This window comes from Streptomyces sp. NBC_01808 (assembly GCF_035917395.1).
Lineage (GTDB): Bacteria > Actinomycetota > Actinomycetes > Streptomycetales > Streptomycetaceae > Streptomyces.
Map to the genome: position 1 here is coordinate 879,800 of NZ_CP109072.1, position 24,818 is coordinate 904,617.

The window sequence follows — 24,818 nt, forward strand, 5'->3', positions numbered from 1 at the left end:
ACTTGAGGAGTGCGTCCGTACGTGACCGCCCTTCCCCCGCTCTCCCGCTGCGCCGCCCTTTTCCTCCCCGCCGACCCCGCCCGCACGGGCCGCATGGCCTTCTGGCTCCCGGATCCGGACGACGCCCTGGCGACCGGCCAGGACGCCGGCCAGGCAGCCTCCGCCGCCGGCCCGCCCGACCACCCCCGCGGCACCCGCGCCGCGCTGACCGTCGCCGATCCCGGCGGCGGCACCCGCGAGGTGCCGGCGCTGCTGCTGCCGGCCGCGGACGCGGTGCCCGTGCTCACCCGCGCCCGGGCGGCGCACGCCGCCGGCGCGGACGGCGTGCACCCGGCCGCCGTCTTCTGGGGCACCGCCGCGCTGCTGGCGCTGCGCCTCGCCGCCCGCGGCAAGCTGCTGCCGGGGCTGAGCGAGGGCGCGTACGACGCCTGGCGCTGCGGGCCGCTGGGCGAGGACGACGTACGGCACCTGCGGGAGCTGGCGGCCGCGATGCCGCCGGAGGCGCACGCGGCACCGCAGCCGCGGGACGGCGCCCCGGGCGCGGGCCCCGTGCTCCTTCCCGCCCCCGAGCATCTGCTCCGCGCCTTCCTCGACGCCGTCGCCGACGGCCTCCCCCGCTCCCCGGCCGCCGTACTGGCCGCCGGCGGCCGGGCCTTCGCCGCGCCCGAGCCCCGGCACGTCCCCGAGCAGCGCGCCTGGGCCGACGACGTCGCCGCCGGGCACGACGCCGGGGTACGGGTCTCGCTCCGCGTCGACATGGGCACCACCGGCGACCGCCCCGCCTTCCGGGCCGTCGTCCAACTGCACGGCACCGCCGACCCCACCCTCCTCGCCGACGCCGCCGACGTGTGGGCCGGCACCGCGGCCCATTTCGGCCCCGGCGCCCGCATGCTGGCCCTGCTCACCCTGCGCCGCGCCGCCCACGCCTGGGACGCGCTCACCCCGCTGCTCTCGGCCGCGGTGCCCGACGCCGTCGACCTCGGCGACGACGACCTCGCCGCCCTCCTCGGCCCCGGCGCCCGCGGCCTGGCCGCCGCAGGCGTCGAGATCCACTGGCCCCGTGACCTGACCCGGCACCTCACCGCCCGCGCCGTCGTCGGCCCCGCCGACGACCCGGACGGCCGCCGTCCTGGCCCGTCCTACCTCTCCGCCGACGCCCTCGTCGCGTTCGGCTGGCGCTACGCGGTCGGCGACGTGGAGCTGACCCGCGCCGAGCTGGACCGGCTCGCCGAGGCCGCCCGCCCGGTGGTGCGGCTGCGCGACCGCTGGGTGCTGGTCGACCCCGAGTCCGTACGCCGCGCGCTCGACCGCAAGGACGCCGACCTGACCCCCGTCGACGCCCTCGGCGCGGCGCTCACCGGCGAGATCGACGACCCTGCCGTGCCCGGCGGGCGGGTCGAGGTCGCCGCGAGCGGCTGGCTCGACACTTTGCGCAAGCGCATCGCCGACCCCGAGGAGCAGGACGAGCCGACCGCCCCGCCCGCGGCCCTCGCCGCGACCCTGCGCGACTACCAGTTGCGCGGGCTCGGCTGGCTGCGCCGCATGACCTCGCTCGGCCTCGGCGGTTGCCTCGCCGACGACATGGGCCTGGGCAAGACCATCACGCTCATCTCCCTGCACCTCGACCGGCAGCAGCAGGACGAGACCGCGGGCCCGACGCTGGTGGTCTGCCCGGCGTCGCTGCTCGGCAACTGGCAGCGCGAGATCGAGCGCTTCGCCCCCGGCACGCCCGTGCGCCGCTTCCACGGCGGCGGGCGGTCGCTGGAGGCGCTGGCGGACGGCGAGTTCGTGCTCACGACGTACGGGACGATGCGGCTCGACGCCGGGCGGCTGGCGGAGGCGGGCTGGTCGCTCGTCGTCGCCGACGAGGCGCAGCACGTCAAGAACCCCTTCTCCGCGACCGCGAAGGCGCTGCGCACCATCCCGTCCCGGGCGCGGGTCGCGCTGACCGGCACGCCGGTGGAGAACAACCTCTCCGAGCTGTGGGCGATCCTCGACTGGACGACGCCCGGACTGCTGGGCCCGCTGCGGAGGTTCCGTACCCGCTACGCGGACGCCGCCGAATCCGGCGCAGGGTGGTCGGGCGGGAGCGAAGGGGACGCCGACGCCGCCGAGCGGCTCGCCCGGCTCGTACGCCCCTTCCTGCTGCGCCGCCGCAAGTCCGACCCGGGCATCGCGCCGGAGCTGCCGCGCAAGACCGAGACCGACCGGGCGGTGGCGCTGACGGCGGAACAGGCCGGGTTGTACGAGGCGGTGGTGCGCGAGACGCTCGCGGCGATCGCCGAGGCGGACGCGATGGCCAGACGCGGGCTGATCCTGAAGCTGATGACGGCGCTGAAGCAGATCTGCAACCACCCCGCGCAGTATCTGAAGGAGGACGCCCCGCGCATCCCCGGCCGCTCGGGGAAGCTCGAACTCCTCGACGAGCTGCTGGACGTGATCCTCGCCGAGGGCGGCAGCGCGCTGGTCTTCACCCAGTACGTGCAGATGGCCCGGCTGCTCGGGACCCATCTCGCGGCGCGCGGCGTCCCCGCCCAACTGCTGCACGGCGGCACGCCGGTGCCCGAGCGCGAGGAACTGGTGCGGCGCTTCCAGGACGGCGAGGTGCCGGTCTTCCTGCTTTCGCTGAAGGCCGCCGGCACGGGCCTCAACCTCACCCGCGCGGGACACGTCGTGCACTACGACCGCTGGTGGAACCCCGCCGTCGAGGCGCAGGCCACCGACCGCGCGTACCGCATCGGGCAGACGCAGCCCGTGCAGGTCCACCGGCTGGTCGCCGAGGGCACGATCGAGGACCGCATCGCGCAGATGCTGCAGCACAAGCAGGGCCTGGCGGACGCCGTCCTCGGCGGTGGCGGCGAGGCGGCGATCACCGAACTGTCCGACGAGCAACTGGCGGAGCTGGTCCGGCTGGCCGGGCCGCGAGGGGGCGAGTGATGACGGAGCAGGAGGAGCTGACCTTCGAGGCGCTGCCGCCGAGCCAGGGGCGCGGGTTCGCCCACACGTGGTGGGGGCGGGCCTGGCAGAAGGCGCTGGAGGACACGGTGCTGGACGGCACGCTGCTGCGCCGCGGGCGCAAGCACGCGCGCGCGGGCGCGGTGGGCGCGGTCGCGGTGCGGCCGGGGCGGCTCACGGCGCGGGTGCTGGGCGCGGACCGTACGCCGTACCGCACCGACGTGCTGGTGCAGCAGCTCGACGACGCCGACTGGGAGCGGCTGCTGGACACGATCGCCGACCGCGCGGGACACATCGCGGCGCTGCTGGACCGGGACATGCCGCCGGAGCTGGACGAGGACGCGGCGGCGGCCGGGGTGTCGCTGCTGCCGGGGATCGGCGACCTGCAGCCGGAGTGCGGGTGCGGGGAGTGGGACCACTGCGAGCACACGGCGGCGCTGAGCTACCTGGTGGCGCGGCTGCTGGACGCGGACCCGTTCGTGCTGCTGCTGATGCGGGGGCGGGGCGAGGCACGGCTGCTTGCGGACCTCCAGGAGCGGAGCGCGGCGCGGGCGGAGCAGGAGGCGGGTCCCGCGGTCCCGGCGGTCGCCGCGGGGGTGCGGGCGGATGAGGCGTACGCGGCGTCGCCGCCCCCCTTGCCGCCTGCCGTGGGCCCGGTCGCGGAGGCGGGGACGCCCCCGGTGCTGACCGGCGGCGCGGAGCCGGCGGCGGGACTGGACGTGGCGGCGCTGGAGTTCCTGGTCGCGGACACGGCGGTACGGGCCCGCCGGCTGCTGGCCGACGCCCTGGCGCCGGACCACGCGGGGGCGCCGCTGCCGCGGGAGCTGACGGAGTCGCAGGATGCGGTACGGATGGCGGCGACGGCGAAGTCCCCGGACCCGGGAGGCGGTACGGACGCCGACGCGGGCGGCGCGGCGGCGCGGATCGCCGTACGGCTGGCGCGGGGCAGCGGGCGGGACCGGGCCGGGATGGAGCGTGCGGTACGGGCCTGGCGCCACGGCGGCGCCGCGGGCCTCGCGGTACTGGAGGACGACTGGACCCCGGACCCGGCGGCCCTGGCCCGCGCCGCGGACCAGTTGGCCGCCGCCTGGGACCCGGACACCCGCCCCGAACTCCGCGCCACGGGCACCCGCTGGACGGCGGTGGGCCGCGGCGCCCAGCTCCGCTACGGCCCCGACGGCCGCTGGTGGCCGTACCGCAAGGAGGGCACCACCTGGACCCCCGCGGGCCCCCCGGCCCCGGACCCGGCGGCAGCCCTGGCCACGGTCCTGGAAGACGCCTGACCCCAGGCGGGCCTCGCCGCAGGCGGGCCTCGCCGGCGCCTGCGGTGGGCGGCGAGGGCCGATACGCCGCCCGTCCCGCAGGGCCTCACGCGCCGCGACTCCCGCCCGCGGCTGCCAGGGTCTCCACCACCGGCCCCCGCGCGGGGCTGGAGCAGGACTCCGGCCAGGCCGCGACCAGATCCAGGAGCGGGGCCGCCACCAGGCGGCGGAACGCCACCCCCGGGCGGGCCAGCGTGCGCTGGGAGGCGGGCACCAGCGCGATGCCCGTGCCCGCCGCCACCAGCGCCGTGATCGTCTGCATCATCACCGCCTCCTGCGCCACCTCCGGCGGTGGGCCGCCGTCGCCGCGGCAGTAGTCGGTGATGAGGTCGTACATCCACGCGCCCTCGGCCCTCGGGAAGCGGACGAGCGGCTCGCCTCGCAGGTCCGCCGCCGTGAGGCGGGGCAGCCGGGTGAGGCGGTGGCCCACGGGGAGCGCGGCGACCAGCCGCTCCCGCGTGAGCAGCCTCGTACGCAGGCCCGCCGGGAGCGGCGACGGCGGACGGAGGAGGCCGAGGTCCAGTTCACCGCGCGCGAGGGCCGCCACCTGCTCGGCGCTCGTCGACTCGCGCAGCGTGACCTCCAGGTCCGGGTACCGCGCCCGCAGCACCGGCATCGCACGCGGCAGCAGCTCGTCGGTCGCCGAGCCGACGAACCCCAGCGCGAGCCGCCCGAGTTCGCCAGCCGCCGTGCGCCGCGCCACGCGCGCCGCCCGCGCGGCCCGGGCGACCGTCTCCCGCGCCTCCGGCAGGAACGCCGCCCCCGCCGGGCTCAGCGCGACCCGGCGGCGGTTGCGGGTGAGCAGCTCCACGCCCAGGTCGGTCTCCAGTTTCCGGATCTGCTGGGAGAGCGCGGGCTGGGCGATGCCCAGCCGACCCGCCGCCCGCCCGAAGTGCAACTCCTCGGCGACGGCGACGAAATACCGCAGTTGGCGCAGCTCCATGGCCTCAAGTTATAAGCATCGACGATCAGTTGATAGACAGAGATAGATTGTTCGTCTCACGGGCCCCGCCTACGGTCACCGGCATGCGGAGACGACACTTCCTCAGCACCGGCGCCGCCGCCGGCATCGCCGGCCTCACCGCCACGGCCGCGCCCCGCCCCACCGCCGCGGCAAGCACCCGTACCACCGCCACGGACCCGACCGCAGCGGACCGGACCGCAGCCGTCCGCGGATACGACGACGGCCTCGCCCGCCGGGACCTCACGACCCGCGGCGCCGACGGCGTCCGTATCTCCGTCCGCGAGGTCACCACCCCCGGCCGCCCCCCGCGCGGCGCGCCGCTGCTCCTCGTGCACGGCGCCCGCCCGGACGGGACGTCCGCGTTCGACCTCCCCGTGCCCGGCGGCTCCCTCGCCGCCGACCTCGTACGGGCCACCGGCCGCCCCGTCTACGCCATGGACCTGCGCGGCTTCGGCCGCTCCGACCTCCCGCCCGGCATGCGCACCCCCGCCGCCGGCGCCGAGCCGCAGGTCCGTTCCGACGCCGCTGTCGCCGACATCGGCGCCGTCGTCGCCCTCCTCCGCCGCCGCCACCGCTCCCGGCGGCTCGCCGCCCTCGGCTGGGCGACCGGCGGCCACTGGCTGGGGATGTACGCCGCGCTGGACACCGACCACATCACCGACCTCGTCGTGCTCAACACCCTCTACTCGGGCGCGAGCGACTGGCCGCTGCAGGGCGAGCTGGCGGACCCCGACCGGCCGGGCGAGCCGCTGCCCCAGCCCGGCTGGCGCGCGGTCACCGCCGATTCGCTGACCGCCCGCTGGGACGCCGGGCTGCCCGCCGGCCAGGATCCCGACGCACGCCGTGACCCGGCGGTACGCGCCGCGTACCGCGAGGCCGCCCTGCGTCACGGCCCTCCGGGCGAGACCCCGGCCCCGCCGGGCGCCCCACCCGCCCCGCCGACCTTCCGCAACCCGACCGGGCCACTCGTCGACGCCTTCTACCTCGCGCAGGGGCGGCAGTTCTACGACGCCGGCCTCATCCGCGCCCGGACCCTCGTGCTCCGCGGCGAGGACGACTTCTGGTCCCGGCCCGAGGACGCCGAACTGCTCGGCCGCCACCTCACCCGCACCGCGGAGGCCCGGGTGCGTACGCTGCCCGGCGCGTCCCACTACCTCCACCTGGAGCGGCCCGGCTTCGGCCGCGACCGGCTCCTGGCGGAGGTACGGGACTTCCTCTCCGGCTGACAACCGCCGCGAGGGGCATCCGCGGCGGCCGCCATCCGCGGCGACCGCGACCGCGCGGGGGGCGCGCGGCGCTCAGGCCGCCCGCGGGATCGGCTGCGGTGGCGGGGGGCCCACGTAGCGGGCGGCCGGGCGGATGATCTTGGGGTCCTCCGCCTGTTCCAGGACGTTCGCGCTCCAGCCCACCACCCGCGCCGCCGCGAACGTCGGCGTGAACATGTCCCGCGGCAGCCCGCACTGCTCCATGACCACGCCCGCGTAGAACTCCACGTTCGTGTGCAGCTCCCGCCCCGGCTTCAGCTCCGCGAGTATCTCCACCACCCGCCGCTCGACCTCGACCGCGAACTCCGCCAGCGGCCCGCCGAACGACTCCGCGAACCCCCGCAGCAGCCGTGAGCGCGGGTCCTCGGTGCGGTAGACCGCGTGCCCGAAGCCCATGATCCGCTCGCCCGCCAGCACCCGTTCGCGGATCCACGGGTCGATGCGGTCCGGCGTGCCGATGGCGTCGAGCGCGTCCAGCGCGCGGCTCGGCGCGCCGCCGTGCAGCGGCCCGGAGAGCGCGCCGATCGCGCCGACGAGGCACGCCGCCAGGTCCGCGCCGGTGGACGCGATCGTACGGGCGGTGAAGGTCGAGGCGTTGAAGCCGTGGTCGACGGTGGAGATCAGGTACGCCTCGATCGCCCGCGCGCGGGCGGGTTCCGGCTCCTCGCCGGTGAGCATGTACAGGTAGTTGGCCGCGTACGGCAGGTCGTCGCGCGGCTCGACGGGCTCCTGCCCCTGCCCGATGCGGTGCAGCGCGGTCAGCAGCGTGGGCACCATCGCGCACGCGGCGAGCGCGTTCTCGCGGCGCTGCGCCGGCGTCAGGTCGTACAGCGGCCGGAAGTCCGCCGCCGCGCCGGCCTGGGAGAGCGCGGTGCGCAGCCCCGCGAGCGGGCCCGCGAGCACGCTGGAGCGGGCGATACCCGGCAGCGCGTCGCGCAGGTCGGCCGGCAGGTGGCGCAGTGCGGCGGTGCGTGCGGTGAACGCGGCGCGCTGCGCGGCGTCCGGCAGTTCGCCCTCGAACATCAGGTGCCAGACGTCCTCGAAGGTGCGCTCGCGGGCAAGGTCCACCGCGGAGTACTGGCGGTAGTGGTAGAAGCCCTCGCGTCCGCGTACGTCGCCCAGCCGGGTCTCGGTGACGACGACGCCGCTGAGCCCCCGCGGGGCGGGGGCCGGGGCGTCGGCCCTGGTTGTGGCCATGCCGGTCTTCCTCTCTCCTCTATTGATTTCGACTGTCCACCCTTGATTCAATATCTGTCAATCTTGATTGGATCAATATGGGAGCACGAGGAGAAGATGGCCGAGGAGACGAGGGACGAGCTGACCACGCGCGAGGCCGCCGAGCGGCTGGGCGTGAAGCCCGAGACCGTCTACGCCTACGTCAGCCGCGGCCTGCTGAGCAGCCGCAAGGCGCCCGGTGGCCGCGGCAGCCTGTTCGACGCCCGCGAGGTCGCCGTGCTGGCGCGCCGCCACCGCCGCCCGCACGCCGCCGCCGTCGCCACCGCCCCCTCCGCCGCCGGGGAGGACGGCGAGACGCCTGGCGGCACCCCGGTCCGTACGGGCATCACGCTCATCGAGCACGACCGCTACTTCTTCCGCGGCGTCGACGCCACCGCCCTGGCCGCCGCGTACGGCTACGAGGAGGTCGCCGACTGGCTGTGGACCGGCCGGCTCACCCCCGGCATCCGCTTCACCGCGCCGCCCGAGCTGCTGGCCGCCGCCACCGCCGCCGTCGCCGCGCTCCCCGCCCACGCCGGCCCCGTCGACCGGCTGCGCGCCGCCGTGGTCGCCGCCGCGGCGGCCGACCCGCTGCGCTTCGACCTCGCCGACGACGCCGTCCGCGCCACCGCCCGCGGCCTGGTCGCCACCATGGCCACCGCGCTCCCCCTGGCCGGCCCCGCGCACGCCCCGGACGCCCCCGTGGCCCGCCGGCTGTGGGCGCGGCTGACGGCGCTGCGGCCCGACGCCGGCTCCGTACGCTGCCTGGACACCGCGCTCACCCTGCTCATCGACCACGACCTGGCGGCCTCCACCCTCGCCACCCGCGTCGCCGCCTCCGCCCGCGCGCACCCGTACGCCGTCGTCACCACCGGGCTCGGTGCCCTCGACGGCCCGCTGCACGGCGCCGCGAGCGGCCTCGCGCACCGCATGCTCGCCGAGGCGCTGGCGCGCGGCAGCGCCGCCGCCGTGGTCTCCGACCACCTGCGCGCGGGGCGGCGCGTCCCGGGCCTGGGGCACCGGCTGTACGCGGGCGAAGACCCGCGCGCCGAGGTACTGTTCGCGCTGCTGGACGGGATCCCGCGGGCCGCCGCGGCGCTCGCCGCTGCCCGGGAGGTCGCCGAGATCACCGCGCGGCACGTGTCCGTACGGCCGAACGTCGATCTGGCGCTGGCCGTGCTGTCGGTGTCGGCCGATATGCCGGCGGAGGCGGGCGAGACGGTGTTCGCGGTGGCGCGTACGGCCGGGTGGGTCGCGCATGCGCTGGAGGAGTACGCCGAGCGCCCCCTGCGCATGCGTCCGAGCGGCCGCTACACCGGTCCGCCCCCCGAACAACCCCTCCCATAGGGAGCGTTACGGATCATGTGAACGGCTCCGTTACATGCTCGCAATGACCGGGGCGGCGACACGCGCGTAGACCGGTGGCAGGATGCGCAGTCCCAGCAGCACATCACTTGCGCCGACCTGCCCAGGAGGCATCGTGTCGTACCGCCCCCCGCTGCCGCTCATAGCCATCGGCGCGGCGGCCGTGCTCCTCGCCGGGTGCAGCAGCACCGAGAAGTCCGGGCAGAGCGGTGACGTATCGCTCGTCGAGAACGGGAAGTTGCTCAACTGCACCGGCCTGCCCTACGAGCCCTTCGAGTACCAGGACAAGAAGAGCGGCGACATCGTCGGCTTCGACATCGAGCTGATCGACCTCGTCGCGAAAGAGCTGGACGTCAAGCAGGAAGTCATCGACACGCCCTTCGAAGGCATCGAGTCCGGCGCGGTGTTCGCCTCCAACAAGTGCGACCTGTCCGCGGCCGGCATGACCATCACGGACGAGCGGAAGAAGAAGTTCGCCTTCTCCGACCCGTACTTCGACGCCACCCAGGCGCTCGCGACGAAGAAGGGCTCGGGACTCGACTCGCTGGAGGCGCTGAAGGGCAAGCGGCTCGGCGTGCAGATGGACACCACGGGCCAGATGTACGCGCAGGACAACGCCGAGGGCGTCGAGGTCAAGGACTACGAGGACCTCGGGCTGCAGTTGCAGGCCCTGGAGGGCGGCCAGATCCCGGCCGCGATCAACGACAACGGCGTGCTCTACGACTGGGTGAAGGACCGGCCGGACTTCGAGGTCTCCACCGAGTTCGACACCGGTGAGCAGTACGGCATCGGCGTCGGCAAGGACAACGAGGAACTGCTGAAGGTGATCAACGACGTTCTCGCGAAGGCGAAGGACGACGGCACGTACGACAAGATCTACCAGAAGTGGTTCGGCGAGGCGCCCCAGTGAAAGAGCCCGACAATAAGGCCGCGGGGCGCCGTTCGCTGACGCGGCGTCAGCGGGTGAGGCTGGTGCGCGGCGTGCAGTACGGGGTGCTGCTCGCCGCGGCCGTCGCGATCGGTCTGCTCGCCGACTGGGGCGAGGTCAAGGACGCGTTCTTCAACCTCGACGTCGCGGAGAACCAGTTCCCCGACGTCATCACCACCGCGCTCGTCAACACGGTCACGTACACGGCGCTCGGCTTCGTCTTCGGGCTGGCGCTCGGGCTGCTGCTGGCGCTGATGAAGCTGTCCTCGGTGCCGCCGAACCGGTGGCTGGCGACCGCGTACATCGAACTCTTCCGCGGCGTGCCCGCGCTCCTGGTGTTCATCGCCCTCGGCTACGGCGTGCCGCTGGCCTTCAAGGTGAACATCAACCTGCTGCTCACCACGATGCTCGCGCTCGGCCTGGTCGGCGCCGCGTACATGGCGGAGACCATCCGCGCGGGCATCCAGGCGGTGCCGAAGGGGCAGGTGGAGGCGGCCAGGTCGCTGGGCATGTCGCAGACGCGGGCGATGATCACGATCGTGATCCCGCAGGCGTTCCGCATCGTGCTGCCGCCGCTGACGAACGAGCTGATCCTGCTCACCAAGGACTCCTCGCTCGTCTACGTGCTGGGGCTGACCGTGGACGAGCAGGAGCTGACGAAGTTCGGTCGCGACGCGCTCAACGACAATCTGAGCCTGACGCCGATCCTCGTCGCGGGGCTGTGCTACCTCATCATCACCATCCCCCTCGGGCACCTCGTCCGGCGGCTAGAGGCGAAGGCGGCGAAGGCTCGGTGACCACGTTGGACAAGGCGGGGGACAAGGCCGCCCCGGGGGCGCCGGCCATCAGCGTCGAAGGGCTGCACAAGTCCTTCGGCGACCTGGAGGTGCTCGGCGGCATCGACCTGACGGTCGCGCGCGGCGAGGTGGTGTGCGTCATCGGCCCCTCGGGCTCCGGCAAGTCGACGCTGCTGCGCTGCGTGAACATGCTGGAGGAGCCGAGCGCGGGGCGGATCACCGTGGCCGGCGCCGAAGTCACCGACCCGGACGTCGACATCGACCGGGTGCGGCGCCGGATCGGCATGGTCTTCCAGTCGTTCAACCTCTTCCCGCATCTGACGGCGCTGGACAACCTGACCATCGCGCAGCGGCGGGTGCTCGGGCGCAGCCGGTCGGACGCGGAGGAGGTCGCGCGGGCCAACCTGGTGCGGGTCGGGCTGACGGACAAGGAGAAGTCGTACCCGGCGCAGTTGTCCGGCGGGCAGCAGCAGCGGGTGGCGATCGCGCGGGCGCTGTCGATGGAGCCGGAGCTGATGCTCTTCGACGAGCCGACGTCTGCCCTCGACCCGGAGCTGGTCGGCGACGTGCTCGCCGTGATGCGGCACCTCGCGGACGAGGGCATGACGATGCTGGTGGTCACGCACGAGATGAGCTTCGCGCGGGAGGTGGCGGACCGGGTGGTGTTCATGGACGAGGGCGCCATCGTGGAGCAGGGGGTGCCGGAGCAGGTGATCGGCAACCCGCAGCACCGGCGGACGCGGACGTTCCTGGCGCGGGTGCTCGACCCGGCGGCGGCGGAGGTCGCGGAGCTGTAGGGCGTACGGGCTCAGGCGGCCCGTACGCCGCCGAACTCGTCGAAGAAGCTCCGTACGGCCGCCGAGGCGTCGTACGCGTCGCTGCCCGCGCCGCCGGCGTGCCCGCCGAGCAGCGGGTCGGGGGTGCCCGGCCAGGCGTGGCCCAGGGACGCGACGGAGACGAGGCGTACGGGCTCGCGGCCCGCGGCGTCGCGGTGGCGGAACTCCGTGACGCCGGGCGCGGGTTCGGTCCGTACCGGCTCCGCCGCACAGCCCGCGGCCCCGGCCCAGCGGGCGACGGCGTCGGGCACGGGCTCGTCCCAGCGGGGGCCGGCCGCGCCACGGTACGGGTTGGTGTCGTCCCGCAGCCCGTGGACGGCCAGCAGCGGCGGTGCGGTGTCGCCGGGGCCGCCCGGGCGGCGTACGCCCCCGACGCAGGCGACCGACGCGAGGCGGTCGCCGAAGGCGACGGCGGCGTGGCTCGCGAGCCGGGCGCCGCCGGAGAAACCGGAGAGGTGACGGCGGGCGGGGTCGAGCGGGAGCATGCCGTCGAGGGTGTCGAGCAGCGCGGCGAGGAAGGCGACGTCGTCGACGTCGGCGGCCTCGTCCCGTATCCGCTCCTCCCCCGCCAGCGGCACCCCGGGCAGGGACCAGGCCCAGCCGCCCTGGTAGGGCAGCGCTCCCTGCGGCGCCGCGACGGCGTATCCGCGCGCGGTCAGCTCGCCGAGGCCGCTGCCGCGGAGTTGGGCGGCGGGGCCGAGGCCGCTGGGGTGCAGGTCGACGACGAGCGGCGCGGGGCGGTGACGCGGGCCGGGGTCCGGCCGTAGGAGAAGGAAGCGCCGGCGGCGCCCGCCATACGTCAACTCGTGCCGCTCGGCTCGCCGTACGGTCTCCGCCCGGGTCGTCATGATGATCGATCCTACGGCGGCCGGCGGCGCGACCCTCCGGCGGACCGCGGCGGCCTAGGAGACCCCCTCCGGCAGCAGCTCCGTGGGGATGTCCTCGGGGCTCAGGCCGCTGGGCAGGTCGTCGAGGTCGAGGCCGCTGGGCAGCAACTCGGTGGGGATGTCCTCCGGGTTCAGGCCGCTGGGCAGGTCCTCGGGGTCCAGGCCGCTGGGCAGCAGCTCGGTCGGGATGTCGTCGGGGAGCTTGGGGTCGTCGGGAGCGGCGGACGGGCTCTCGCTGGGCGGAGGCTTGCAGGCGCACGTCCCCTCGTCGTCGTCACCGCCGCTGACGAGCGCGTACGTCAGGCCGACGCCGCCGGCGAGCACCACGACCGCCGCGGCCGCCGCGAGCCACCGCTTCTTGTTGCCGCCGTCGGGCGGCGGGGGCGGGGCGGGCCAGTGCTGGGTGCTGCTGCCGAGCGGGGGCGTGTGGTCCGGCGGCGGGGCGTCTGCGGGCGGCGGGTAACTCATGGCCCCAGCTTCGCCCGCGGTGGCGGCGGAAGGGATGGCTCCGCCGGGCTCGTGACAGGGTTGCGACACTCCGCCGCCGGTCAGAGGGCCGCGGCCGGCTTACGGGCGGCGTCAGGGCCCGTACCCGGCCGATGCCACCCGGAGGGTTGGCCGCCTGCCGCCCGCGGGCGTGCACCCGGCGTTGTCGGAGGGGCGGCCTACCCTGGGGCGGGTGCGCGGGGGGACGTGCGGTGACTTACAGGGATTCCCGGGGCGTACGGGCCGTGCAGGGGTGGTCCGGGGCATCGGGCCGTGCAGGGGTCTCTGGGGGGGCGTACGGGCCGGTCGCCGGGGTTCGATGGGGTACCCGGCGGCGGCCCGTACGCCGTCCTACGGAGTCAGACGCCCAGGAGGTGGTCCATCGCCAACTGGTCCAGGTGCTCGAAGGCCATCCCGCGCCGCGCCGCCGCCTCCGGGTCGAAGTCCTCGTACGCGCTCCGGTCCGCGAGCAGCCCCGCGAGGCCGGAGTCGTCCGCGGTGGGCTGCGTCAGCTCGTCCAGGCGCGAGGCGCGCAGCGCCTCCTGCACCGCGGGGTCGGCGCGGAAGGCCGCGGCACGCTCCTTGAGGATGAGGTAGTTGCGCATGCAGCCTGCGGCCGACGCCCACACCCCCTCCTTGTCCTCGGTGCGCGGCGGCTTGAAGTCGAAGTGCCGCGGGCCGGTGTAGCCGCCGGTCTCCAGCAGGTCCACGAGCCAGAACGCCGCGCGGAGGTCGCCGGCGCCGAAGCGCAGGTCCTGGTCGTACTTGATGCCGTTCTGGCCGTTGAGGTCCAGGTGGAACAGCTTGCCTGACCACAGCGCCTGGGCGATGGCGTGCGGGTAGTTGAGCCCGGCCATCTGCTCGTGGCCGACCTCGGGGTTGACGCCGTACAGCTCGGGGCGCTCCAGCCGCTCGATGAAGGCCAGCGCGTGCCCGACGGTGGGCAGCAGGATGTCGCCGCGCGGCTCGTTGGGCTTCGGCTCGATGGCGAACTTCAGGTCGTAGCCCTGGCCGGTGATGTACTCGCCGAGGAGGTCGAACGCCTCCTTCATCCGGTCGAGCGCGGCGCGCACGTCCTTGGCCGCGCCGGACTCCGCGCCCTCGCGCCCGCCCCACGCGACGTAGATCCGCGCGCCCAGCTCCACCGCGAGGTCGATGTTGCGGATGGTCTTGCGCAGCGCGTAGCGGCGCACGTCGCGGTCGTTGGCGGTGAAGCCGCCGTCCTTGAAGACGGGGTGGGTGAAGAGGTTGGTGGTGGCCATCGGGACGGCCATGCCGGTGGCGTCGAGCGCCTGCCGGAAGCGCTTGACGTGCGACTCGCGCTCCGTCTCCGAGGCACCGAACGGGATGAGGTCGTCGTCGTGGAACGTGACACCGTACGCCCCGAGATCCGCCAGTCGGCGGACGCTCTCGACCGGGTCGAGCGGCTCTCGGGTCGCCTCGCCGAAGGGGTCGCGGCCCTGCCAGCCGACGGTCCACAGGCCGAAGCTGAACTTGTCCTCGGGGGTCGGGGTATACGACATGACGGCTCCTTCGGCGGATCTATTTCGTAAGGCCGCTTTACAAAATAGGATGCCGACCGGGTCGGAGGGAAGAGCCGGCCCACGAGTCGCGGAGGACACAGCATGGGGCCCCTCGTCATCGGCGTCGACAGCTCGACGCAGTCCACCAAGGCGCTGGTCGTCGACAGCGAGACCGGGCAGGTGGTGGCGCACGGCCAGGCCGCGCACGTCGTCAGCACCGGCGGCCGGCGGGAGAGCGATCCGGAGCAGTGGTGGGACGCGCTCGGCGCCGCACTGACCGCCTGCGGCCCGCCGGCCCGCGAGGCGGCGGCCATCGCGGTGGGCGCGCAGCAGCACGGACTGGTGACGCTGGACGCCGGCGGGCGTCCGGTACGTCCCGCTCTGCTCTGGAACGACGTGCGCTCCGCCGCGCAGCGCGACCGGCTGGTCACGGAGCTGGGCGGGCCGAAGGGCTGGGCGGAGCGCACCGGCAGCGTGCCGGTCGCCTCCTTCACCGTCACCAAATGGGCCTGGCTCACCGAGCAGGAGCCGGACTCCGCCGCCGCCACCGCGGCCGTCCGGCTGCCGCACGACTACCTCACCGAGCGGCTCACCGGCGAGGCCGTCACCGACCGCGGCGACGCCTCGGGCACCGGCTGGTGGGACGCCGCGACGGAGACGTACGACACCGCGACGCTGGAGCACGTCGGCCTCTCCCCCGACCGGCTGCCGCGCGTGCTGCGGCCGGGCGAGGCGGCCGGCACCGTACGCGCCGAAGGACTGCCCGTACCCCGCGGCGCCCTCGTCGCCCCCGGCACCGGCGACAACATGGCCGCGGCCCTGGGCCTGGGCCTCGCCGCCGGACAGCCGGTACTCAGCCTCGGCACCTCCGGCACCGTCTACGCCGTCTCCCGGCACCGCCCCGCCGACCCCACCGGCACCGTCGCGGGATTCGCCGATGCGCGCGGCGACTGGCTGCCGCTGGCCTGCACGCTCAACTGCACGCAGGCCGTGGACCGGATCGCCGCGCTGCTCGGCCGCTACCGCGAGGAGGTGCGGCCCGGCGGCACGGCTGTCGTGCTGCCCTTCCTCGACGGCGAGCGCACCCCCGACCTGCCGCATGCCTCCGGCCTCGTCCACGGGCTGCGCCACGACACCACCCCGGAGCAGGTGCTCCAGGCCGCGTACGACGGCGCGGTGCACGCGCTGCTGACGGCGCTGGCGGAGGTCTCGGGGCCCGACGCCGACCCCGACGCGCCGCTGCTGCTCATCGGCGGCGGGGCGCAGGGCGCGGCGTGGCGGGAGACGGTGCGGCGGCTGTCGGGGCGGGCGGTGCAGGTGCCGCGGGCGCAGGAGCTGGTCGCCCTCGGCGCCGCGGCGCAGGCGGCGGGGCTGCTGCTGGACGAGGACCCGGCGGCGGTGGCCAGGCGCTGGTCCACGGCGGAGGGGCGCACGTACGAGCCGCTGGAGCGGGACGACGCGACGCTGGAGCGGATCGGCGGGGTGCTCGCGGACGCGGGCGCGCTGCTGCGCCGGGCGGGCTGAGGGCGTACGGACCGGAGGGGCGGGGCGGCGGAGCGGGCCGGACGGTGCCCGCGCACGGGCCGGCGCCGCGTACGCGGGGACGGCGGCCGCGTACCGGCGCGGCGGATCAGCCCGCGCGGACGAGCGTCACGCCCGCCGCCGCGCAGCGTTCCGCCAGGTCCTCCGGCGCCTCCGCGTCGGTCACCAGCGTCCAGCCCCGGGGCAGCCGGGTCCAGGCCGGGGCGTCGTCGACGGCCAGCTTCGTCGCGTCGGCCAGGACCACGACCCGGTGCGCCCGGGCGGCGACGCGCTCCTTGACCGCCGTCTCCTCCAGCGTCGGCTCGCCGACGCCGCGTTCGGGGTCGACCGCGTCGGCGCCGAGGAACGCCACCGAGAACGACAGCCGGTCCAGCGCCAGGTCGGTGAGCGGGCCGACCAGCCCGTGGCTCAGCGGGCGCACGCTGCCGCCGAGCATCACCACGTCGATGTCGGGCGCCCCGGCGAGCAGTTGCGCGGTCTCCAGGCCGCGGGTGACGACGACGCTGCCGCCCGCGTGCACGTCGGCGTCGAGCAACTGGCGGGCCAGCGCCGCGCACGTGGTGCCCGCGTCGACGAACACCGCGCCGCTCTCCGGCACCAGCGCGAGCGCGGCCTCCGCGATCGCGGCCTTCGCGTGCAGCCGGACGAGCGCGCTCTCCCCCACCGGCCGCTCGGGGAACGCCTCGGGCACCACCGCGCCGCCGTAGGTGCGCGTCACCCGGCCGCCCTCGGTGAGCCGGCCCAGGTCGCGCCGTACGGTCGACGGCGACACCGCGAGCGCCGCGGCCAGCTCCTCCACCTGCGTGGTGCCTTCGCGGAGCAGCCGCAGCAGGGCTTCGTGCCGCTCGCGCGTGCCGCGTCGCGCCGTCGGGTGGGCCACACGTGCCTCCGTCTGTCGTGTCCGCCCGCCGCGGCGGGCCCCGCGGCGGGCGGGGTGGGTCAGCCGTACGTCCGGCGGATCCGGTCCGCGAACGGGCTGTAGTCCACGCCCGCGAGATACGCCGAGAGCATTGTGCCGTGATCGGCTCGGCCGGTGCCCGCAATATCGAAGGCCGTGCCGTGGTCGACGGACGTGCGCAGGATCGGCAGCCCGACGGTGACGGAGATGGTGCCGTCGAAGTCGTAGGTCTTGGCGGGGATGTGGCCCTGGTCGTGGAAGTGGGACAGCACGCCGTCGTAGCGGCCGACGAGGCCCTGGTGGAAGACGGAGTCCGCGGGGACGGGCCCGCTGACGTCCAGGCCCTCGGCGCGCGCCGCCTCCACGGCGGGGGCGATGTGCACGATCTCCTCGTCGCCGAACGCGCCGTTCTCGCCGCCGTGCGGGTTGATCGCGGCAACGGCCAGCCGGGGCGCCTCGGTGCCGAAGACCTGGAGCGCGGTGACGGCCTCGCGGATCGACTTGCCGACGCGCTCCGCGGTGATCTGGTCGAGCGCGGTGCGCAGCGCGACGTGCCGGGTGGTGAAGAAGATGCGCAGGTGGTGGCCTTCGGCCGCGGTGTTGCGCACGACGAACATGGTGTCCTGGCGGGTCACGCCGGTCAGCTCGCCGAGCATCTCGGTGTGGCCGAGGTGCTTCGAGCCGGCCTTCCAGATGGCCTCCTTGTTGATGGGGCCTGTGACGATCCCGGAGACCTTGCCGTCGAGCGCGGCGCGGGTGGCGACCTCGATGGCGGTGACGGCGGCGCGGCCCGCGCGGGCGTCGACCTTGCCCCACTCCGGTACGTCCGCGCCGAGTTCACCGGTGTCGAAGACGTCGATGACGCCGGGGCCCGCGGGCTCGGCGTCGAAGCCGCTCACCGCGCGCACCTCGGTGTCCAGCCCGGCGGCGCGGGCGCCGCGGCGCAGCGCCTCGGCGTCGCCGACGGCGATGCCGTGGTGCCCGGGCTGCCCGGCGACCTCGGCGAGGGTGCGCGCCGTGATCTCCGGGCCGATCCCGACGGGGTCGCCCAGGGTGACGGCGAGGACGGGGCGGGTCATCGGTGGTTCCTCCTCGTGGTGCGGCGGCGCGGTGCGCTCGCCGTCCGGTGGGGTGCGGTCGGCCCGAACTCCTCGGGCCGGTCGGTGTGCAGGGGGTTCACGGGTTCACAGTGTGCTCGGGACGGCCTGGTTCACGGGGTCAACGTCTTCCGGCGGCCGGAACGTGCCGCCGGGCGGCGGCCGCGGCGCGGCGCAGACGGGCGACGCAGGCGACGGTGGTGTCGGCGCCGCCGATCAGGCCGCCCTTGGTGACGACCGGCAGTCCGGCCCAGTCGCCGCCGACGAAGCTGCCGGCGACCGCCAGCGGTTCCAGCTCCTCCTCGACGTCGAGCCCGGCCGCACCGAGCGCGGCGAAGAGGGCGGCGGAGACGTCGCCGCCGGTGGCGAAGAGGCCGTCGACGGGCTGCCGTTCCAGGGCGGTACGGACCGTGCGGGCCAGCTCCGCCGCGAGCCGGGCCGCGTCCGCGGGGTCGAGGGCGACGACGTCGGCGTCCTCCAGCACGGTCGCGAGCAGCACGACCTCGCCGGGGCCCGCCGCGGCCAGCTCCGCCGCCAGCGCCTCGGCGGTGGCGGCGGGCTCGGGGACGGGCGAGCCGGGAACGGTGACGGGGCGGACCACGCGCACCGGCTCGACGGCCCGCAGCCGGGCGAGCTGGGTGCGGGTCAGCGCGGTGGCGGAGCCGGAGACGGCGAGCACCGGGGCGCCCGCGGCGCGGCCGGTGATGCCGAGCGCGCGGGCCAGCGCCACGGAGCCGGGCCCGGAGTCGACGCCGGTCCACACGATCCCGTCGCCGCCGGCGGCGACGGCCGCCGCGGCCGTGCGCTCCAGGTGCTCGACGGTCAGCGCGTCGGCGACGACCACCTCGGCGCCCTCGGCGACGACCTTGTCCAGATGGGCCTGGAGCGTCCCGGCCTCGGCGGTGACCACCGACAGCGGCACGCGGGCGATCCGCAGGTCCGCCTGGCGGCGTAGCAGTTCCGCGATGTCCGAGGTGGGCACGGGCGAACGTGGGTCGCGCGCCAGTTCGGTCTCCTCCAGCCGGACGCCGTCGAGGAGTTGGGTGCCCTGCACGGTGTGCCGGCCCGCCTCGGGGTGGGCCGGTGCGCACAGGGCCACGGCCCGCCGGCCGGAGGCCGCGTGCACGGCCGCCAGCAGGGCTTCGGTGGAGGCGCCGACATTGCCGCGGAGGGTGGAGTCGACGCGGTTGCTGACCAGTTCGGCCGGCCAGCCGGCCCGTACGGCGTCGGTCACCCGGCGCGCCGCCTCGGCGGGCGCACAGTGCCGGCTGTCGGTGCTGACCACCACGGCGTCGAACCGCTCCGCGAGCCCGGCGAGGACGTCGGGACCCTGGTCGGCGCCGACGGTCACGGCACGCAGCCCGGCCCGGGCGAAGCCCGCCGCCGTGGCGTTCGCGCCCGTCAGGTCGTCCGCGGCCACCAGCACGGCCGCTCGCCGGCCGACCGGACGTCCACTCACCGGCCCACTCATATGAACGTGCTTGCGACCAGCAGCAGCGGCAGGGAGCCGAGCCACACGGCGGTGGTGATGCCCGACCAGCCACGGATGGCCGCGATCCCGTCGAGACCGGTGAAGCGGGTGACGACCCAGAAGTAGGAGTCGTTGAAGTAGCTGAAGACCATCGAGCCGGCACAGCAGGCCAGTGCGGCCAGCAGCGCGGATATCCCGAGGCCGTCGATGAGTGGTGCGGTGACGGACGCGGCGGTGATCATCGCCACCGTGCCGGAGCCCTGGGCGACCCGCACCAGCGAGGCTATGAGGAACGGCACCAGCACACCCGGCAGGCTCCAGGACGAGATGGCCTCGGCCAACTCGTCGCCCACGCCGGTGTCGCGCAGGACCTGGCCGAGCGCACCGCCCGCGCCGGTGATGAGGATGATGAGTCCGGCGGAAGCGGCCGCCTCGGAGAGCCAGCCGCCGACCTGGGAACGGGTCGTCCAGCGGGGCAGCAGCACGTAGACCGCGAGCACGATGCCGATCAGGAGCGCCACGACGGGGCTGCCGATGAAGGCCAGGGCCTTCGGCAGGGCCGAGGGCTCGTAGTCGTCGGAGCCGACCGCGCCCTGGCGGTTCTGGTCGATGGCGGAGGCCACGGTGTTGGCGATGATGAGCAGCAGCGGCACCAGCAGCGGCAGCGTGGCGAGTCCGGGGCTCATCCGGTGCGGCTTGGCGCCGGGCGGCGGGGTGCCGAGGGCGGCCGCCGGGTCGCGCTCCGGCTCCGGCTCGTCCGCGAACTCGCTCTCGGACAGGTCGGCCGGCGCACCCGCGGAGCCCGAACCGGCGCCGGCGGCGACCGCGGCCTTGCCATACACGGCCTCGCGGACCTCGTCCGAGACCTCGCTCTCCAGCTTCGGCCCCATCCAGCGGGCGTACGCGATCACGATGGGCAGCAGCACGACGGAGAAGGCCAGGCCCGCCAGCACCAGCGCGCCCAGCTCTGCGTCGAGGATGCCGGCCACGCCCAGCGGTCCCGGCGTCGGCGGCACCAGGTGGTGGGTGAGCGTCATGCCGCAGCCCAGCGCTAGCGCGAGCGTCACATAACCTGCGCGTTTCACGCGGGCTATGGAGCGGGCCAGCGGGTTCATGATCACGTAGCCGGAGTCGCAGAACACCGGGATCGAGACGACCGCGCCGGTCGTGCCCATCGCCCACGGCTCCCGGCCCTTGCCGAAGGCCCGGACGAACGCCCTCGCCAGCGCGTCCGCGGCGCCGGAGACCTCCAGGATCTTGCCCAGGCCCACGCCCAGGCCGATCACGATGCCGATCGATCCCAGCGTCGTGCCGAAGCCCGCGGTGATCGAATCGAGGGTTTCCGTAGCAGGCGCGCCCGCGACGAAGCCCGTCACCAACGAGGCGACGAGCAGTGCGACGAAGGCGTCGAGCCTGGTGCGCAGCACGATGACGATGATCGTGGCGATACCGAGCACGAGCGCCGCCAAGAGCTGAAGATCCACGCCGATCCTCCTCCGACTTTGCTGTGGACGTCCGTTCGGACAGGCACATCATGCATGCGTAACCTGCACGAAACAAGCAGTACGACCAAGATTTTCTGCGCAGTTCGTGCAACTAGACGTGTTGAGCCTGTCCGCCATGCTCGGTTACCGCGCCGCGAGGCCGTAGGGTCGTCGTGCCCGAGCCCGACGTGACGGTCGTCACCGCCGTTCACCGCCCGTTCACCGCCCGAAGGAGTCGCCCGTGTCGGCGCCCTCTCCCCGTACGCAGCAGGCGCTGCGGCAGCGGAACCTGTCCCTGGCCCTGCGCGCCGTGGCCGCCGGGGGCCCGCTGTCGCGCGCGGCCGTGGCGGCGCGGATCGGGATGACGCGGGCGGGGGTCGCGGCCGTCGTGGACGAACTGCTGCGGGCGGGGCTGCTGGTGGAGCTGGGTCCCGGCCGCCCGGGCACGGTGGGCAGGCCCGGCAGCGCGCTCGCGCTCAACGACCGCGGGCCGTGCGGCCTCGGCGCCGAGATCGGGGTGGACCACCTCGCGGTCTGCGCGGTGGACCTGCGCGGCCGGGTACGGGCCCGGGTCGCCGCCGACGCCGCGAACCGGGACCACCCGCCGGGGCCGGTGCTGGCGCGGCTCGCCGGGCTGATGGAGGAGGTCGTGGCGGAGGTACGGGGCAAGGGCCTGACGCCGACCGGGCTGACGGTCGCCGTCCCCGGTCTCATCGCGCGCGACGAGTCGACCGTCGTACGGGCCCCCAACCTCGGCTGGCAGGGCGTCGACCTCGGCCCGCTCCTTCCGGCCGCTCCACCCGCCCGCGTCGGCAACGAGGCCAACCTCGGCGCGCTGGCGGAACAGCGCCTGGAGCACACCGCGGCGGAGCCGCCCGGCGCCGGCGAGGACGGGGACCCCGGCGCAGGTCCCGCTCTCGGTCCCGAGGGCCAGCCGGCCGCAGCGCTCCAGGCGGCGGACCGCAGCTCCCCCGGGCCCGGGCGGAACTTCCTCTTCGTCTCCGCCGAGATCGGCATCGGCGCCGCCGTCGTCATGGACGGCGAACTGCTGCGCGGGGCACACGGGTTCGCCGGGGAGCTGGGCCATGTGCCCGTACGCCCCCAGGGCCGGCCGTGCGCCTGCGGCGGGCGCGGGTGCCTTGAGCAGTACGCCGGCGAGGAGGCCGTGCTGCGGGCGTCCGGCATCGACCCGGCGCGGGCCCGCGCAGAACACCCGGGCCCCGGCGGGCGGATCGCCATGCTCGCCGCCCGCGCCGCCGACGGCGACGCCCTGGTGCGGACGGCACTGCGCGAGGCGGGCGGCGCGCTGGGCATCGCGCTCGCCGGCGCCGTGAACCTCCTCGACCCGGAGACCGTCGTGCTGGGCGGCGCGCTCGCCGGCCTCGGCCCCTGGGTGGTGCCCGCGGTCGAACGCGAGCTGGGCCGCCGGCTCGCCGACCCGGCCCGTACCGTACGGCTGACCGTCTCGGCGCTCGGCGGCGAGGGGCCGCTGCTCGGAGCCGCGCTGAGCGAGGTCGACGCCGTCATGGAGGCGCCGGGCGCGGTCGCCGCCGGCTGACCCGCGCGCACCGGGCGCCTCCCTCGTACCGCCGCCCCCGACCACCGCCTTTGGTACGCCCATTGGCATATCCGGCCATGTCTTGGCAGCGGGCCTGACGTGTCCTCATGATGGATTCCGGACTGTCATGTACGCGCAAATGTCCCTCCGCTGTCAGGAGCCCCATGGACTTCGCGAACCTCCCCCGCAGGCGGCTCATCCAGGGCGCCGCCGCCACCGCCGCCGCGGCCGGCCTCGGCGGCCTCGCCGCCACGCCCGCGCAGGCGGCGCAGTACCCCACGACGCACTGGATCCCGGCGGATCCGTCCAACTACACGGTCTCCAGCCGCCCGACCTCGTACCCGCTGGACTTCGTGGTCGTGCACGTGACCCAGGAGTACTTCCAGGACGCCGTGGACATCTTCCAGAACCCCAGCCGCGACGTCTCCTCGCACTACCTCATCGCCTCGGCCGACGGCTACATCGCCCAGCTCGTCCGGGAGAAGGACATCGCCTGGCACGCCGGCAACTGGAACTACAACACCCGCAGCATCGACATCGAGCACGAGGGCTGGGTGGACAAGCCCGCCTGGTTCACGGACGTGATGTACCAGCGGTCGGCGCAACTGACCGCCGCGATCTGCACCCGCTACGGCATCCCGCGCACCCGCGACCACATCATCGGCCACAACGAGGTCCCCGGCGCCACCCACACCGACCCCGGCCCCAACTGGAACTGGACGAAGTACATGGGGCTGGTACGGGCCGCCTGACGCACGGCGCAGGACCCACGAGCACCCGGTGGGCGGCTCAGGGGTGTTGCCGCTCACCGGGTCCCCTATTCCGTAAAGGCCAATGCACTTCTTGCATATCGCTTGCATGATGTGGGAATCTGCCATCGCCTGAGCCCGTTGCCGAAGCAGGGATGGTGAGCATGGCCCGCATCGCCGATGTCCGCGTCTACGCGCTCAAGTTGCCGCACGACGAGGCGTATCTGGGCCGGCTCGACGACGGCAGCGACCTCACCGAGGACCGCGGGTACGTGGTGCGCGAGCCCTGGCGCAGCCTGTACTCCGCCCGCTTCGAGACCCTGCTCGTCCGCGTCGTCGCCGACGACGGCGCCGAGGGCTGGGGCGAGGCGCTCGCGCCGGTCGGCCCCGAGGTGCCCGGACAGGCCGTCGCCAGGCTCCTGCGCCCCGTGCTGCTCGGCGCCCCCGCCGGTGCCGTACGCCCCGCCTGGCACCGGCTGCGCGACCTGATGCGCGAGCGCGGCCACCTGACCGGCCATCAGGCCGACGCGCTCGCCGCCGTCGACATCGCCCTGTGGGACCTCGCCGGACGCCGCGCAGGACTGCCCGTCGCCGAGCTGCTGGGCGGCGCCTTCCGCACCGTGCAGCCCGCCTACGTCTCCGGGCTGCCCCGCGACACCGACGCCGAGCGCGCGAAGCTCGCCGCCGAGTGGGCCGGGCGCGGCGCGTACCGGATCAAGCTGCACCTCGGCCGCGGCGTCGAGGCCGACCTCGCCACCGTCGATGCCGTGCTCGCCGCCGACGAGCGGCTGCGCGTCGCCGTCGACGCGCACTGGGCGTACGGACCCGCGGAAGCCGCCCGCCTCGGCCGGGAGTTGCAGCGGCGCCGCCGGGTGCTGTTCCTGGAGGCGCCGCTGGCCCCCGAGGACGTCGAGGGCCACCGCGACCTGCAGCGTCGCCTCGACCTCCCGGTCGCGGTCGGCGAAGCCCTGCGCAACCGCTACGAGTTCGCCCACTGGCTCGGCCGCCGCGCCCTGGCCCTGGCCCAGCCCGACGCCGGGCGCACGGGCCTGACCGAGGCGATGGCCATCGCCGAGCTGGCCGCCGCCCACCACGTCCCCGTCGCCCCGCACCACTCCACGGGCCTCGGCGTCGCCACCGCCGCGGGGCTGCACTTCGCCGCCGCGGTCGCCGCCATGCCGTACTTCGAGTACCAGCCCACCACCTGGCAGGTCGCGAGCCGCATCCTGCGCACCCCGCTCGCCGGCGGCCCGGACACCGGCATCCCGCTCCCCGCGGGGCCGGGGCTGGGCGTGGAGGTGGACGCGGAGTTCGTCGTACGGCACGCGCAGGAGATCACCGGGTGAGGGACGCCGGGACCGGCCCGCCCGGCCGCCGCCCGGCAGTCCCCGCCCCGCACACCCCACCCCGGCCCGGCCCGCCCCGGCAAGGCGGCACCACCGCCCCACCGCGCGGCGCGGCCGGCCGGGCGAACGA

Annotated in this window: 20 protein-coding genes; 11 read left to right on the forward strand and 9 right to left on the reverse strand. The window is 75.4% G+C overall.

Translation table 11 applies throughout. From position 1 onward, the window contains the following. The first annotated feature begins 21 nt into the window (after nucleotides 1-21). Complete coding sequence (locus OG946_RS03500; protein ID WP_326794695.1) at nucleotides 22-2,937, forward strand: DEAD/DEAH box helicase; 2,916 nt, start codon at nucleotides 22-24, stop codon at nucleotides 2,935-2,937. Further along, a complete protein-coding gene (locus OG946_RS03505; protein WP_326794696.1) occupies nucleotides 2,934-4,238 on the forward strand; it encodes an SWIM zinc finger family protein in 1,305 nt (434 codons plus the stop codon). Before OG946_RS03500 ends, OG946_RS03505 begins: the two co-directional genes overlap by 4 nt. Nucleotides 4,239-4,323: 85 nt before the next feature. Here OG946_RS03505 and OG946_RS03510 read toward each other — a convergent pair whose 3' ends face one another. Then, nucleotides 4,324-5,220 (reverse strand): LysR substrate-binding domain-containing protein, encoded by an 897-nt coding sequence (locus tag OG946_RS03510; protein WP_326794697.1) that lies wholly within the window; start codon nucleotides 5,218-5,220, stop codon nucleotides 4,324-4,326. 83 nt (nucleotides 5,221-5,303) lie between these two features. Here OG946_RS03510 and OG946_RS03515 point away from each other — a divergent pair, with 83 nt between their 5' ends. Then, on the forward strand, nucleotides 5,304-6,467 hold the full coding sequence (locus OG946_RS03515) for an alpha/beta fold hydrolase (protein ID WP_326794698.1): 1,164 nt from the start codon (nucleotides 5,304-5,306) through the stop codon (nucleotides 6,465-6,467). A 72-nt stretch (nucleotides 6,468-6,539) separates the two neighbouring features. Here OG946_RS03515 and OG946_RS03520 read toward each other — a convergent pair whose 3' ends face one another. Next, nucleotides 6,540-7,703, reverse strand: a complete 1,164-nt coding sequence (locus OG946_RS03520) for a citrate synthase/methylcitrate synthase (RefSeq protein ID WP_326794699.1) — start codon at nucleotides 7,701-7,703, stop codon at nucleotides 6,540-6,542. Between the two features lie 96 nt (nucleotides 7,704-7,799). Here OG946_RS03520 and OG946_RS03525 point away from each other — a divergent pair, with 96 nt between their 5' ends. The 4 genes from OG946_RS03525 to OG946_RS03540 all read left to right on the forward strand — a co-directional run bounded on the left by OG946_RS03525 (nucleotide 7,800) and on the right by OG946_RS03540 (nucleotide 11,608). Beyond that, nucleotides 7,800-9,068, forward strand: coding sequence for a citrate synthase (locus OG946_RS03525; protein ID WP_326800131.1), 1,269 nt, complete (start codon nucleotides 7,800-7,802; stop codon nucleotides 9,066-9,068). A 133-nt stretch (nucleotides 9,069-9,201) separates the two neighbouring features. Beyond that, entirely contained in the window at nucleotides 9,202-9,996 is a 795-nt protein-coding gene (locus tag OG946_RS03530; protein ID WP_326794700.1) for a basic amino acid ABC transporter substrate-binding protein, read from the forward strand. Continuing rightward, nucleotides 9,993-10,811, forward strand: coding sequence for an amino acid ABC transporter permease (locus OG946_RS03535; RefSeq protein ID WP_442814258.1), 819 nt, complete (start codon nucleotides 9,993-9,995; stop codon nucleotides 10,809-10,811). The genes OG946_RS03530 and OG946_RS03535 overlap by 4 nt, the downstream gene beginning before the upstream one ends. Before the next feature lie 5 nt (nucleotides 10,812-10,816). Further along, on the forward strand, nucleotides 10,817-11,608 hold the full coding sequence (locus OG946_RS03540) for an amino acid ABC transporter ATP-binding protein (RefSeq protein ID WP_326800133.1): 792 nt from the start codon (nucleotides 10,817-10,819) through the stop codon (nucleotides 11,606-11,608). An 11-nt stretch (nucleotides 11,609-11,619) separates the two neighbouring features. Here OG946_RS03540 and OG946_RS03545 read toward each other — a convergent pair whose 3' ends face one another. The 3 genes from OG946_RS03545 to xylA all read right to left on the reverse strand — a co-directional run bounded on the left by OG946_RS03545 (nucleotide 11,620) and on the right by xylA (nucleotide 14,543). Beyond that, the gene (locus tag OG946_RS03545) at nucleotides 11,620-12,495 is read right to left on the reverse strand and encodes an alpha/beta hydrolase family esterase (protein ID WP_326794701.1); all 876 of its coding nucleotides are present in this window, start codon (nucleotides 12,493-12,495) and stop codon (nucleotides 11,620-11,622) included. 54 nt (nucleotides 12,496-12,549) lie between these two features. Beyond that, nucleotides 12,550-13,002 (reverse strand): hypothetical protein, encoded by a 453-nt coding sequence (locus OG946_RS03550; RefSeq protein WP_326794702.1) that lies wholly within the window; start codon nucleotides 13,000-13,002, stop codon nucleotides 12,550-12,552. 377 nt (nucleotides 13,003-13,379) lie between these two features. Further along, a complete protein-coding gene (gene xylA, locus OG946_RS03555; RefSeq protein WP_326794703.1) occupies nucleotides 13,380-14,543 on the reverse strand; it encodes a xylose isomerase in 1,164 nt (387 codons plus the stop codon). A gap of 102 nt (nucleotides 14,544-14,645) precedes the next feature. Between xylA and xylB the strand changes: the two genes are divergently transcribed. After that, nucleotides 14,646-16,067 (forward strand): xylulokinase, encoded by a 1,422-nt coding sequence (gene xylB, locus OG946_RS03560; protein ID WP_326794704.1) that lies wholly within the window; start codon nucleotides 14,646-14,648, stop codon nucleotides 16,065-16,067. 106 nt (nucleotides 16,068-16,173) lie between these two features. Here the strand turns inward: xylB and OG946_RS03565 are convergent, their stop codons facing one another. From OG946_RS03565 to OG946_RS03580, 4 genes are all read right to left on the reverse strand, one after another. Beyond that, nucleotides 16,174-16,965: a DeoR/GlpR family DNA-binding transcription regulator gene (locus OG946_RS03565; protein WP_125933750.1), complete on the reverse strand. Its 792-nt coding sequence runs from the start codon at nucleotides 16,963-16,965 to the stop codon at nucleotides 16,174-16,176. A gap of 59 nt (nucleotides 16,966-17,024) precedes the next feature. Beyond that, entirely contained in the window at nucleotides 17,025-18,062 is a 1,038-nt protein-coding gene (gene pdxA / locus OG946_RS03570) for a 4-hydroxythreonine-4-phosphate dehydrogenase PdxA (protein WP_326794705.1), read from the reverse strand. Between the two features lie 139 nt (nucleotides 18,063-18,201). Continuing rightward, on the reverse strand, nucleotides 18,202-19,539 hold the full coding sequence (locus OG946_RS03575; protein WP_326794706.1) for a four-carbon acid sugar kinase family protein: 1,338 nt from the start codon (nucleotides 19,537-19,539) through the stop codon (nucleotides 18,202-18,204). A gap of 8 nt (nucleotides 19,540-19,547) precedes the next feature. Then, nucleotides 19,548-21,035 carry a GntP family permease gene (locus tag OG946_RS03580; RefSeq protein ID WP_326794707.1) on the reverse strand — a complete coding sequence of 496 codons (1,488 nt, stop codon included), beginning with the start codon at nucleotides 21,033-21,035 and terminating at the stop codon, nucleotides 19,548-19,550. 241 nt (nucleotides 21,036-21,276) lie between these two features. On the opposite strand from OG946_RS03580, the gene OG946_RS03585 reads away from it, so the two are divergent. The 3 genes from OG946_RS03585 to OG946_RS03595 all read left to right on the forward strand — a co-directional run bounded on the left by OG946_RS03585 (nucleotide 21,277) and on the right by OG946_RS03595 (nucleotide 24,688). After that, a complete protein-coding gene (locus OG946_RS03585; protein WP_326794708.1) occupies nucleotides 21,277-22,593 on the forward strand; it encodes an ROK family transcriptional regulator in 1,317 nt (438 codons plus the stop codon). 164 nt (nucleotides 22,594-22,757) lie between these two features. Beyond that, nucleotides 22,758-23,345 (forward strand): N-acetylmuramoyl-L-alanine amidase, encoded by a 588-nt coding sequence (locus tag OG946_RS03590; protein ID WP_326794709.1) that lies wholly within the window; start codon nucleotides 22,758-22,760, stop codon nucleotides 23,343-23,345. A gap of 161 nt (nucleotides 23,346-23,506) precedes the next feature. Further along, a complete protein-coding gene (locus OG946_RS03595; protein ID WP_326794710.1) occupies nucleotides 23,507-24,688 on the forward strand; it encodes a mandelate racemase/muconate lactonizing enzyme family protein in 1,182 nt (393 codons plus the stop codon). The last annotated feature ends 130 nt before the right edge of the window (nucleotides 24,689-24,818 follow it).